At 49.8% G+C, this 14,003-nt stretch carries 7 protein-coding genes; 2 read left to right on the top strand and 5 right to left on the bottom strand.

What is annotated here, in order from left to right; all coding sequences use genetic code 11:
* Positions 1–49: 49 nt before the first annotated feature.
* The 5 genes from BLS44_RS00660 to BLS44_RS00640 form a co-directional block, all read right to left on the bottom strand.
* A complete protein-coding gene (locus BLS44_RS00660; protein ID WP_090388112.1) occupies positions 50–2,614 on the bottom strand; it encodes a glycoside hydrolase family 95 protein in 2,565 nt (854 codons plus the stop codon).
* A gap of 148 nt (positions 2,615–2,762) precedes the next feature.
* Positions 2,763–5,291 carry a glycoside hydrolase family 2 TIM barrel-domain containing protein gene (locus tag BLS44_RS00655; protein WP_245729048.1) on the bottom strand — a complete coding sequence of 843 codons (2,529 nt, stop codon included), beginning with the start codon at positions 5,289–5,291 and terminating at the stop codon, positions 2,763–2,765.
* Positions 5,292–5,300: 9 nt separating this feature from the next.
* On the bottom strand, positions 5,301–6,098 hold the full coding sequence (locus BLS44_RS00650) for a hypothetical protein (RefSeq protein WP_090388111.1): 798 nt from the start codon (positions 6,096–6,098) through the stop codon (positions 5,301–5,303).
* A gap of 65 nt (positions 6,099–6,163) precedes the next feature.
* Entirely contained in the window at positions 6,164–7,738 is a 1,575-nt protein-coding gene (locus BLS44_RS00645; protein WP_090388110.1) for a RagB/SusD family nutrient uptake outer membrane protein, read from the bottom strand.
* Positions 7,739–7,747: 9 nt separating this feature from the next.
* Complete coding sequence (locus BLS44_RS00640) at positions 7,748–10,867, bottom strand: SusC/RagA family TonB-linked outer membrane protein (protein WP_090388109.1); 3,120 nt, start codon at positions 10,865–10,867, stop codon at positions 7,748–7,750.
* Positions 10,868–11,043: 176 nt separating this feature from the next.
* On the opposite strand from BLS44_RS00640, the gene BLS44_RS00635 reads away from it, so the two are divergent.
* Together BLS44_RS00635 and dnaX are read left to right on the top strand one after the other, a co-directional pair.
* Positions 11,044–11,895: an AraC family transcriptional regulator gene (locus BLS44_RS00635; protein ID WP_245729047.1), complete on the top strand. Its 852-nt coding sequence runs from the start codon at positions 11,044–11,046 to the stop codon at positions 11,893–11,895.
* 144 nt (positions 11,896–12,039) lie between these two features.
* A complete protein-coding gene (gene dnaX / locus BLS44_RS00630; protein WP_090388108.1) occupies positions 12,040–13,806 on the top strand; it encodes a DNA polymerase III subunit gamma/tau in 1,767 nt (588 codons plus the stop codon).
* Positions 13,807–14,003: the final 197 nt, after the last annotated feature.

The following is a 14,003-nucleotide window of genomic DNA, read 5'->3' as shown; positions in this document are numbered from 1 at the left end:
CGGATGAATCGTCAATAATGAATACTCCGAGGCTATTGCCTATTCACCTTTATAATGGAACAATCGTATATCGTTTTCCTTTTACTGTTTTAAAATCAATGGTATACCCTTTTTTAACAAACAGGTCCACCAGTTTTGCCTCCTTATTTTTCTCATAGGGTGGTCTTCCATAAGCTGTAAGTAACGGATTCAGGTTCACACCCGTGGCCGCTGCTGCGCTCACCTCCGCTATCCTTACCGGTATAGAAGTATGTACCCGGCAATTACCGCCGGAACCCGATAGCACCGTAGCGTTGGTCAGGCGGCCGTTATCCCATTCTATATTCCATTGAAAATTGCCGCGGGCCCGGATGCCTTTTACCGATCCCTTGCTCCATGCAGACGGCAATGCGGGCAATAATACGATATGCCCATCATGACTTTGTAACAGCATTTCCGTGATGCCCGCCGTAGCTCCAAAATTACCATCGATCTGGAAGGGTGGATGTGCATCAAACAGGTTGGGATAGGTACCGCCCCCACCCATGGTTTCCCTTGTCTGTTTGGGATCGATATAGGTAAACGCATCGCTCAGTATCTTATAGGCATGATCGCCATCCTGCAGCCGTGCCCACCAGTTGATCTTCCAGGCCATGCTCCATCCCGTGCTTACATCTCCGCGGAAGAGCAATGATTGTTTTGCCGCAGCGGCCAGCTCCGGTGTTTCATTTATATTGATCTGGCTGCCGGGATATAGCCCGAACAGATGCGATAGATGCCGGTGCTTATCCTTCGGATCATCCCAGTCTTTAAACCACTCCTGCAGCTGGCCATACTGACCAATATGATAGGGGTAAAGTTGTTCCCTTACCGTTTCCAGCTTTTTTGCAAACGCCGCATCCGTTCCCAGGATCTTTGCCGATTTAATAACGGCCGTAAACAATTCACGTATAATGGACATATCCATGGTACTGGCCATCGTTAACTGGTATTCTTTTCCTTTTATTTTTATAGTGTTTTCCGGTGATGTAGATGGATTGGTGACCCAATAGCCCGAAGCCGGGTCTTTTACCAGCCAGTGCAGCATAAATTGTGCTGCGCCCTTCATCAGCGGATAAGCTTCTTTTTGCAGGAAATCTTTATCCCCCGTAAAAAGATAGTGCTCCCACAGATGCGTGGAAAACCAGCCGCCTGCCATGGGCCAGCAGCTCCAGCGCGGCATTCCCCGCGGGTCATCCCATCCCTGTCCGCCGGGCGGCGAGGTTTTAGCCCAGAGATCGGAATTATGATGTGTTACCCAGCCTTCTTTGATGCCATAATTCGTTGCTGCAGTAACCGCGCCATTCACTGCCAGCTCTTTCATAAAATCAAATAAGGGCTGGTGACATTCGGAGAGGTTGGTATTCTCCGCCAGCCAGTAGTTCATTTCGGTATTGATATTGGTGGTATAGTTACTACCCCAGGGCGGCTGCACATGATCGTTCCAGATACCCTGCAGGTTGGTAGGGCGCGCACCGGGCCGGGAGGCAGCGATCATGAGATAACGCCCAAACTGGTAGTACAGGCTTTGTAAAGCGAAATCATCCGGTGCCTTTGCAAAACGCTTCAGCCGTTCATCTGTAGGCAGCTTCAGGCGGGTAGCATCTGCACCCAGGTCGATCGTTACGCGGTTGAAAAGGGACTGGTAATCGGTTATATGCGCAGACCGGATCTGTCCGTATTTTTTTTGCAATGCTTTATCCAATACAGCCCGGGCTTCAACAGCAGGATCCTTTCCCTCTTTACCCGGCGATTTATCAAAGCCATTAAAACTGGTGGCCTCAGAAAGATAAATAGTTACCGCATTGGCCCCCGATACTACCAGGGTTGTATCCCTGCGGCTTACCGATCCGCCTTCAGCAACGATCTTTGCATGCACTTCAAAATTCAGTCCCTCACCATTCCAATCGTCATACACCACCTGTTGCGGCTCATACTCGCGGTTGGCCACAAATTTCGGCGCCTTTCCTTTCAGCACCAGCAGGTCCCGGTCTTTATTTTCCGTACGGTATTTCAGCTTACTCGTCAGCCCGGCAACAAAACGGATGGCATTCTTTTTATCGGCCGTAATGCGGATGATCATGATCTTATCCGGATGACTGATAAAAGTTTCTCTTGTATACTGTACGCCCCCGGCTTTATAACGCACGGTGGCCGTGGCATTGGCCAGGTCCAGATCCCGGTAATAATCCGTTACCTGCGTATCCTTTAATGAAAAATCCAGCCAGAGATCTGCCAGCGGCAGGTAACGGGCCGAATAAGGACCATGCATTTTCTTCCAGACCACGGCTGCACTGTCGTAGTTACCGGCAAAGATCAGCGCCCTTACTTTTTCCAGTATCGCGGGGCCCTCCGGCTGATTACCCGGATTGGGAGCACCCGACCAGAGCGTGTTGTCATTTAACTGGTAGCGCTCCTTTACAACACCGCCAAACACCATGGCCCCGGTCTTCGCATTTCCCAGCGGCAGGGCTTCTTCCCAGATGGCAGCAGGCTGCGCATACCAGAGTCTGAGTGCATTACCCACATTCCCGGTTTGTGCGTTCAGGGTCCACACCGGCATCGCCATTGTCAAAATGATCAAAAATCTTTTCATTATCTATACCGCCCTATGGGGCTTTGTTTTATGTTAAACACCTGTTCCGCCTATGAGTTGTTCCTACAGGGAGGCCATCAGCGCGTAACCCTACTTCATGAACCATTAAGGAACTGCCCCCTTAACGGCTGATACCTTCCCGGTCCTTTTACAGGTCCACAAAAGCTATGGGCAATTTACCGGATCGGGCACTTGCCACCACCCGGTCTTTTCCTTTCTGCACGCGGATGAGCGCCCGGCCGTTATAGCATTGCAGATACCTGGATCCGGAAGAAGTTCCCAGGTCATCCAGTAAGCGGCCATCTCCCGTTAATCCAAAACGGATCCAGTCCGTTGCATCCAGGCAGGGCACGCCTTTATCATCCAATAGCTGTGCCTGAAGGGTAACGACACCATCTTCCTCTTTTATTTTTTTCAACTCCAACCGCGCGGGTTTTGTCCATTTTTCGGTCTGGTATTCAAACCGGATCTCATCGGTAACGGTTTCTTTTCCCTTTTTCGCCACTACGGTAACCACATACTCGCCTTTTTTCAGCGGCACATTCCAACGCAGGCCGGCAGCAGGAAAATCCTGGCTGTTCCTTTTTTTAGTTCCAAAGGATTTGCCATTTACAAACAATTCCGCAACGTCACAATTGGAATACACTTTGATCATTTTTTCCTCATCTTCATTGCCCCAGCGCACCGGCCAGGTATGCCCGTAAATATGCGCCATGGGTTTGCTGGTCCAGTAGGACTGGAACACATAATAGGCTTCTTTCCTGGTAAGATCCCGTTCTACCACTCCTTTCTGATTCATATACGGAATGGGATTATCCGGACGTACCGGTGTAGAAAAATCTTTAAAGGGCCACTGCGCTGTACCCGTGAGCCAGGGCATGGTTTCCTGTTCTTTTAAATGCCAGTCTACCAGGTTGCAGATATAGGTCTCGCTCCAGTCACCATCCTTTGAAGCCCGGGCGGCCCCGCCATATAAAGAGGCATCCCCGGCGCGCTCATCAGCGGCACCGGAGGCCTTGATATTCTGTAAGGATCTATCCGGGTTTTCAGAATGCCGCCCCGCATGGCTGTCGCCGCCCCATTCCACATGTAAAAAATGATCCACCTTATCAAACTCCGCTTTGGTAACCTCCTTATACTCCGTATAAATACCACGATACCAGCCAGCCCAGATGGAGGGTGAATACACATCCACAATATCACTGCAAAAGTCGCAACGGCGGATAGCGGTTTTGCGGGAAGGATCCAGGCGGTGCGAAAGGTCATTCAATTCCTTCATGAACTGCCGGATCTTTTCTTTGTCAAATGTGGGGAAATCACCGGGCCAGTCGTTCTCATTTCCCAGGCCCCAGATGATCACCGAAGGGTGATTATAGTGCTGTTCGATCATATGGGTGAGCATGCGCCGGGCCTGCTCCTTATATACATCACCGCCCAAACCGCCCCGGCACCAGGGTATTTCTTCCCATACCAGGATGCCCAGGCTGTCGCATAAATTTAAAATGATGCGCGATTGCTGGTAATGCCCCAGCCGGATAAAGTTAACGCCCATCTCCTTCATGGAGATCATTTCAGCCCGCATCATATCTTCCGTCATGGCGGCGGCTACACCGGCATGATCTTCGTGCCGGTGTGTGCCTCTCAATAAAAGCCGTTGGCCATTGAGCAGGAAGGGGCCGTGTTTTACAAACTCAAAATTCCGGAAGCCTATTTTTGTCCGCGCTTCAGATATCCCATCTGCTGTACGGACCGTGGTCACCAGGGTATAAAGGGCCGGTGTTCCGGGCGACCACAGCTGCGGCCGGTTCACTTTCAGCTCATCAAAGCGGTACTCACCGGCTACACTGCTTTTTTTACGGGTCGTCTGCAACACTTTTCCGTTGGGATCCAGCAGCTGCAGGGTCATCTCCGCCTCACCGGTAACCGCCGCGGGATTATACAACCGGGTGCGTACATTCACCGTACCTGATTTGCCATCTTTACCCGTTACGGCATCTGCAAACACCTTGTCCAGGGAAACAGCGGGTACATATACCAGGTTAAGATACCGGTACAGACCACCATAAAGGTTAAAATCCGAAAGATCCGAAGGGATCATTTCCAGGTCGCGTGAGTTATCGCAGCGAATGGACACCGGTACCCTGCCTTTGAATTGTTTTACCAGGCTGTCCTGTTTCAGGAATGCGTTTACAGCATCTGTAATGTCGGCCGTCCATTCATCATACCCTCCCACATGCGAGGCCACTTTCGTGGTATATACGTATACTTCTGTTTTTTGCCCGGCCCCTTCAAAATGCAGGAGGGTTCGCCCGTTTGCATAGGGATTTTTAACAGCCAGCTGCGTACGGTACCAGGCCGGTCCCTGATAATAATTTTCATCGGGGTCTACGGCATCGCGTGCGTTCACGCAATGCGGCAATGTAACATTGGTCCACAACGGAACGCTTTCCGGGTTACCTGCCTTCACCGGCCGTACGGCTTCCCATATGCCGCCCAGATCCTGTTTCAGGAATTGCCAGTTATGGGTCAGGCGGGTGGCCTGTTGCGCAGCAGCGCCCATACTCAGCAGCAGTGCTGCTAAAATACCGGCCGAAAGAAGCGCCGGCTTGTACAGCAACCGTTTTTGTTTTGAAATACGTGTGAAAATATCTTTCCCGGGTGATCCAAAAAACATCATGTCAAAAATTTATTTCGAAGGGTACAGCGCTGCACCATACACATGCACAACACCATTGGTAGCTACAAACCCGATGGACCGGCTGCTGGTGCGGTCATTAAATACAATAGGGGCAATATCGGCATTATTCTGTATACGCAACGTAAATTTCCCCTGGGGGTCAAATCCTTTTCCGCCTGCCCCGTTGAACCCGGGCAGGGAGGGATCCCAGTAGCCCAGCAGGGATTCCTTTGTAGCTGTGCTATTAGGAGGCAGCAGCGATTGTACGGATCGGTTCTCTGCATTCAGATCATAATAATTGTGTATGCCCTCCCCAATAAGATACAGGAAAAAATTCTTTACCGTTTCCTTTGAGTAATCTTCCCATTTGGTAGCAGGATGTGTTTGTGGCAGACCGGTGAGAGGGTTCATGATGGGGTTGCCGTTCTGATCCAGGTTCACAATGGGAAAGGTAAAGAACAATCCTTTGTCCATTACGCCCGAAGCGTTAAAGCCCCGCACGGCATCATTGTGCAGGAATATAAATGTTCTTCCCGCCTTTTCATACTCGGAAAGATCCAACCCGCAATAATCCAGTCCCTTCTTCATCCACCTGAATACGGTATCATTGGGCGCCTCGGGTGTACCATCGGCCCTCTTCAGCAAAAACTCCCTGGCTGTCATGTGAATATTGGGGTCCAGCGTTTCCTTTTTATAATCATAGTTCTCCTGCCGGCTTAGCCCCAGCAGTTTTTTACATCCCGGCAAAAAAGTTGCAACTACGGCAAGCACCAGGATGCTGTTCATAATGCCTCTGAATATTTTCATCTGTTGATATTTTAATATTTTCAATGCCCCGGCAGGATACACATTGCCGGGCCCTGTCTGTTTTTTTATCCGCCGTAGCCGGGATTTTGCACCAGTTTCTTGTTCGCATTCAGCACACTCCGGTTTATCGGCCACAAAATCCTCCGCGGATCGCTAAACCCAATGGCTTCCCCTGCAGGAGTTCCGGCGGAGATCTGCCTTCTTCTCAATATGGGGTCCATGATCTTTATCACATTACCGGTACGAACAAGATCAAACCATCTTTTACCTTCCCCTACCAGTTCCATCTGGCGTTCCTTCAGGATGGCATCGGCCATTGAAGGCTGGTCGGCAACCGGCGGCGTGTCTGCTATATATGCCGGCAATCCTGCCCGCACCCGTACAAAATTGAGGTATTTCAGCGCTTCTGACAGCTCACCCGTTGCATTTAATGCCTCTGCATATAACAGGTAAATATCGGCTAACCGGTACATCGACAGGTATACCGGCGCTTCCTTAAAATAATAGGTTGCCAGCTCTGCTGCCGTGGAAGCCTTGGTTGGATTAACAGGGGAAGCATACCACTTGATAAACCGGTCGCGGTTTGATTTGGTTGGGTCGTTACCTGCAGAATAAGGATCAATCGTTTGTTTGGAGCGAATATCCACAGGAACCGGGGCCGCAACTGTTTGTGGCATCACCCAGTTGTTATACAGGTCAATATCCATGGAAATGGGTTTGTTATTGGCCGTCCAGGATGTGGTCATGCAGGCACAATCATTTTTCAGGAAATCCCAGTGAATGCTCCAGATCGACTCGATGCTCGTATTGGGCACCGTGAACAGATTTTTCCAGGTTGCCTGCGGCTGAAGATTGGCCCCGCTTGCACCGGCGTACAATGCCCCCGTAGGACCTTTTGCCTTAAACAGGTTCTTCATCCATATAATCGCATTGGCATAGTCATGCTTCCACATATATACATCTGCCAGGATGGCGCAGATAGCGCCTTCACCGATCGTCCATACCGAAGCCGTCTGGTTTTTTGTAACCAGAGCATAAGCATCGGTGAGGTCCGGTATGATGCGTTCATCGATCACCTTCGCAGCCGCCGTGCGTGGTTTTTCAAGCGAATCCGACAGGCTCTCCATAGGGGTGGTCCAAACAGGCGCATCGCCCCACACCCTTACAATGTAAAAGTAACAGATGGCACGCATGGCATAGCTTTCGGCCAGCGCCTTATTCATCACGGCTTCGGTAACCCGGCTATCCGTTACGGCGGCACCCGGGATGTATTTGATATTGGCATTCGCTCTTCCGATCACGGTGTATAAGCCAGACCAGTCGGAAAAAGCATTATCCGTTGTCAATGCATTCATTGTTACCTCGGTGGTAGTAACCGTGGTATAGCTCAGGAAGCGGTCAAAATTATCAGAGCGGTAATCGCCCCAGAACAGTGCTTTTTCCTTGTAATTCCCGTCGCTGCCAACCATTTGCTGCTGGAACCCGGAATACATACCCGCAACAGCCGCATTAACATCGTATAATGTTTTGTAAAATTTATTCTGGGCCACCTGTGCCTGTGGCGAAAGATCAAGGAACTTTTTGCAGCCTCCGCATATAGTAATAGCGCAAACGATAATGATATAACTCAGCTTTTTCATTTTGTCATTTTAAAAGTTAACATTGATGCCAAACCCATACTCCCGTCTTTTGGGGTACTTCCCGTTATCATAACCCGGCTGCAGTATATTGGAGGTACTGAATTCAGGATCATACCCCCTGTAGTTAGTCCAGGTAAGCAGGTTGGTACCATACACATAAACCGTTGCTCCTTTCAGGAGGATCTTCCGGGTTATGCCGGGCAGGAACGTATATGAAAGGCGCAAACTGGAGAGCCTGATAAAAGAAGCGTCCTCAATGAAGATACTGTTTGCATCCTTTTTCTCATTCCCCCTGTTTTTAAAATCGGGGTAATAAGGATATTTAGCTATATCACCCTGCTGTCTCCATACATTGTAAACCATTTCCGGGCTCCCGGCTCCTGTATTGGATGGATAACTTTGCGCGGCCAGCAATGCATTGTACACATGTGCGCCAAAAGATGCGTTGACCAGGAAAGACAGTGAGAATTGCCGGTAATTGAGGTTATTAAGGATCCCCAGGTAAAACTTGGGTTGTGCGTTGGCCAGGATCTGCCGGTCGCGGTCATCGATCAGGCTGTCTTTGTTTTTATTCTCCCAGATCACATCTCCCCCACGCAGTTTACCACCGGGATCATACATCTGGTGCACGGCCCCGGTATAAGGCTGCCCGTTAAACGTGTATACGGGCTTCCCATTCTCATACAACGGTTTTCCATCCGCCCCCAGCACTACTGTAAGCCGGTCCCAGTTATCGTTATATGCGTTGGATTCATTCCACGCGTATACCCCAAGGTTTTTCCAGCCAAAGAAATTACCGATCCTTCCGCCTTCTTCAATATACCATTTGTCAGCTACGATAAACGGCATCCCGTCACCCAGTTTTTTAATGATGTTCCTTTCAAATGAAATATTTCCACCGATCTCCCAGGTCAGGCCCCTGCTGTCCTTTGCAAGAACAGGGGTACCTTTGGCTGAGAACTCCAGCCCGCGATTCTCCAATGTTCCTATATTCACCTTCACGTTATCAAAACCGGTTTCGCCCGGAAGTGCTTTCTCATACAGGAGGTCTTTTGTTGTTTTGATATAGTAGTCCGCCGTAAAGGTCAGCCGCCCGCGGAAGAAGGTCAGATCCAGGCCGGCATTCTGCTGCTGGGTGGTTTCCCAATGCACGCGTTCATTTCCGAACGTAGCGGTAGTATAAGCGCCGCCCACTCCTGCATAGCTCCCGTTGAACGTGATCTTGTTCAGATAATCGTTGGAACCGATACGGTCGTTACCTACCTGGCCAAAGCCGATCCGGAACCGGCCGTCCGTTAACACATCTTTTGCCCAGTACATGAACTTTTCATCAGAGAACCGCCATCCTGCAGATGCAGAATAAAAGTTACCATACCGGGATTCGCTGCCAAAACGGGAAGAACCATCACGACGGAATATACCGGCCAGCGTGTACCGGCCCTTATAGCTGTAGTTGGCCCTGGCAAATAAATTGGCCCCCGCGGTAACGTCGGCATCCGAATAGGTTTTGGAAGCTGTCAGGTAAGCCGGCTGCGTAATAAATATTTCCTCACTCACTACATTGGCATATTCGGAATGCTCCCTGTCGTACCGCCGCTTATCTGCACTCACACCCAATGTGGCCTGCAGGTTATGATTGCCGTTAAACGTTTTGTTATAGTTAAAGAACGACTGGTATTCCCAGGAAAATACTTTTTGCATGTCATTAGCGCCATTGTTCTGATCCTTATTGGCCGAAACATACCTGGGCGAGAACTGCAAATTCTGGCGGTTATCCAGCATGGCGTTAAACGTGGTGGTAAACAGCAGGTCTTTCGTGATCCGGTATTGCAGCGAATTGGCAAACTGGATGGAGAACACATCGGTTTTATTGGTTTCGTATATAGCGTTGGCCACCGGGTTGCGTTTGGACCCGACATAGCTGGTGAGCGAGCCATCCGGATAATAGATCAGCGAATAGGCAGGCCGGTCAAATGCCACCGCAACCGTTCGCGCAATCGGCACTTCATTACCGGTTTGCCACAACATAGAAATATTGCTCACATACTTGAATTTGGGTGAAGCCTGGTATTCAACATTGGTTCTTACCTGTACCCGTTTTAAATAACTGTTTAAAATGATCGACTTGTCGTTAAGATAGTTCACACCGGTATAATAACTCAATCCTTTTTGTCCGCCGCTGATCCCCAGGTTTACCTGCTGCCGGTCTCCAAGATTACCCAGCAGGATCTGCTGCAGGTCATTATCCGAGTTAAAGCCGGGGTTCAATGAATCCGTATTGCCGGGGTTCCGTTCCTGGATCCTTCTGAACTCGCGTACTTCGGCGGAATTATTTTGCGGCAGCTTGTGCGCCAGCCTTCCAAAAATGCGGGAATAATTCAGGTCGATCCTCGGCCGGCCTTCTTTTCCTTTTTTGGTGGTAATGATGATCACACCATTGGCCGCCCTTGCACCATAAATAGCAGCTGAAGCAGCATCCTTCAGTACTTCGATCCGCTCAATATCCATTGGATTGATACGGGCTCCATCCGGGTTGATCACACCGTCAACCAGGTATAGCGGGCCATTGCCCCCGTTAAGCGTGGAAGCTCCCCGGATCTGGATGGAACCTTCAGCCCCCGGAGCGCCGCCGCCATCGTTCACCACCAGCACCCCCGCAGCCTGTCCCTGCAGTGCATCAAACAAATTGACGGGCTGCCGCTCTTCAATTTGTTTCGAGCTGATCGAGGAAATTGCACCGGTCACATCCCGCTTACGCTGGGTTCCGTAACCGACCACCACGATCTCATCCAGGTCGCTCAACTCCTGTTTTAAGACCACATTTACAGGTCCCTCCTGGTTTAACACCTGTTCAAAACCGGTGAAACCAACAGCGGTAAAAATGAGGGATCCCTTTCCATCAGGGACCTGGATAGAAAACCGCCCGGAAGAATCTGTCATTGTTCCGCGATCCGAGCCTTTCAGCGAAACCGATACCTGTGAAACAGGGTTGCCCTTTTCATCCACCACTGTTCCCTTTACCGGAACGTTCTTTTGCGCCTGCAAAAAAACCGGAAGAGAAAACAAGAGCGGGATCAGGACCAGCAGTTGCATAAGCCTGCGCTTTTTTTTCATAAAGCAATACGTCATACAGTTTAATTTAAGAGGTTTGTTCAATCGTTTGCACAGACTGCAAGTACGTATGTTTTGGGGGCAAAAGAAGTATCAACATTATCCAACTAGTAAGCTATTTTGGCATCAGCAAATACCCAAACCTGATTCCGGCGTATATTTCATTTACCTTCTCGGGGTCAACCGACATTTGTATGAAACCACATGTATTAAAAATGATGGCAACGCCGGGCGCTTCTTTTGCGGTCAGAAGAGACCAGGCTCCCGTTAATAGCCGCTGGCATTGTCATAAGGAAGCTGAGTTGATCTATATTGCCCGGGGAACGGGAACCCTGTTGATCGGCGACCATACCCGTTATTTTTCGGCAGGGACCCTGTGTCTGATAGGATCCCGTCTACCCCATTACTGGAAATTTGACGAGTGCTATTTTGAAAAAAACGCCCCTATCGATGTTATTGCCATTCATTTCCACGAGACCTTCTGGGGAAAAGCCTTCCTGGATCTCCCCGAAAACGAGGGCATCCGGTTGCTGCTCCAAAAAGCCCGCAGGGGGCTCCTGATCCACGGAAACATTCAGCCCATGGTTCCTTCCTTTCATTACCTGGTCCATGCGGAAGGGCCCTACCGGATCATCTCCCTGGCAACATTGCTTTCCAAGATCGCGGACTGGGGCCCCGTTACCAGTCTTTCTTCAGAAAACAGCTGCCTCAGTGCAGGAAATTTTGAGGGAAAAAGGATCCATGAAGTTTATGAATATACGGTGAAACACTTCAGGAGGAAGATCCCGCTCCCGGAAATTGCCCGGGTGGCCCATGTAAGCCCCCACGCATTCAGCCGCTATTTCAGGCAACGCGCCCGGAAAACCTATTCGCAATTTATTGCCGAACTGCGGGTGGGCTATGTATGCCGGCAACTGGTGACAACCGATCACCCCATCAAACGCCTGTGTTATGAAAGCGGGTTTCAGAATACGGCTTCTTTTCACAAATGTTTTAAACAGATTACCGGCATGAGCCCGCTTTCTTACCAGCAGGTATACAAATAAGCTACAGCCCCAACAAAAAGCTTTATTTTTTGAATGCCCGGGCCATCTTCTCCTGTAGCATTCCCAGTTTTCCACATTTGCCGACGCCGCAACAAAACCACCCCCAATTATGTTACATTTGTCAGACAATATCAGGAGTTTTTAATGGATAAATTTATTGTTTCAGCACGGAAATACAGGCCACAGACTTTCGACACCGTTGTAGGCCAGGCGCATATCACCACCACGTTAAAAAATGCCATCAAACAGAATCAGCTGGCACATGCTTTTTTGTTTTGTGGCCCCCGTGGCGTGGGAAAGACCACCTGTGCCAGGATCCTGGCAAAAACCATCAACTGTGAGCAATCGACAGCAGATGGGGAGGCCTGTAATACCTGCAACTCCTGTGTTTCTTTTAACCAGGGCACTTCGCTGAATATCCATGAGCTGGATGCGGCGAGCAATAACTCGGTGGATGATATCCGCACCCTGGTAGACCAGGTGCGTTTTGCCCCGCAAGCAGGCCGCTATAAAGTGTATATTATCGATGAGGTGCATATGCTGAGCTCTTCGGCTTTCAATGCCTTCCTGAAAACACTGGAGGAGCCGCCCCCCTATGCCATTTTTATCCTGGCCACCACCGAAAAACATAAGATCCTTCCTACCATCCTCAGCCGCTGCCAGATCTTTGACTTTAAGCGGATCACCACCAATGACACGGTGGAACACCTGGAAGCCATCTGTGAAAAAGAAGGGGTAAAAGCGGAGCCGGCGGCTTTACAGACCATTGCACAAAAAAGCGAAGGCTGTATGCGGGATGCACTAAGTATCATGGATAAGATCGTCAGCTTTACCAACGGCGAGCTGAACTATGCCAACACCCTGGAGCACCTGAACATCCTGGATGAAGATTACTATTTCAAATTGCTTGACAATATGTTGCAGCAGGACCTTTCCGGGGCGATGCTGCTGTATGACGATATCAACCGGAAAGGATTTGAAGGCGACCTGGTACTAAACGGGTTTGCCGCCTTTATCCGGAACCTGCTGGTGAGCAAGGACGAAAAAGTAGTGGCCCTGCTGGACACCGTAGAAAGTTTTAAACAGCGCTATCTCGAAACAGCCCAAAACACGTCATCGTCATTCCTCATCAGCGCGCTGAATATCCTGAACGAATCGGAGATCAACTACCGCGCCGCCCGCAACAAACGGCTGCATGTGGAGCTAACGCTGATCAAACTTTGTTACCTGCAGCAAGCCATCGAATTAACAGCCGGCGATACCGGGCTGAATAAAAAAAAAATAGCTGAAAAAGCTGTATCAGTCCCCTTCAGGAGCCTGCAACCTGTTTTACTGAAACTGGCACCCGCGGCAAAAGTGGGGGAACCCGTTGCCCGGCCGGCCACTACAGGCAGCCGGCTGATCATTGAGGAACCGGCTCCAAGGCCTGTACCTCCACCGCCAGCTAAAGAATCGGTGACGGCTAAAAAGATCAGCAGCCTTGAGAAATTAAGACAACAATTTAAGGACACGCACGTTGAGCCGGTCGATCACCCCCTTACACAGGAGGCCCTGGAAGAGGCCTGGAAGGAATTTATCGTATTGCTGAAAGAGAACAAAAATTCAGCAGCACAAAGCTTTGACCTTGCCCAGCTAAAAGTACTGGACACTAACTCCTTTTATGTGTATACTGCCAACGCCATCGAATACCGGTTTATAGAAACCTGTAAAACGCAGACCTCGGAGTTCCTGCAAAAAAAGCTGTCGAACTCCCAGCTGCAGTTCTACATTATTAAAAGAGAGAACAGGGAAGTACAGGAAAATACAGAGCCCAAGCCGATGACCGCGGTACAGCAGTATCAGAAAATGATCGAAAAATATCCGCTGGTAAAGGAGCTGAAGGAAAAACTGAAAATGGAACTGGACCGGTAAGTACAGGTTAATGAAAAGCTCAAGGTTCGGTCGGGTTTTCATACTTGCCTCTGCTGAAAGCAGATAACTTGCAGCTTTGTTTAACGTGGAAAAAGAGCGCCCGATATCTGTCAAAAGCTGGAGTGAGAAACCGGATGTTCTTTCAGGCAGGAATTGAGACCTGAAAACCGGGTAGCCTGGTTTCAAAGTCCGTTCAG

This window comes from Niabella drilacis (genome assembly GCF_900101395.1).
Lineage (GTDB): Bacteria > Bacteroidota > Bacteroidia > Chitinophagales > Chitinophagaceae > Niabella > Niabella drilacis.
This window is presented reverse-complemented; position numbering and strand designations above follow the sequence as displayed.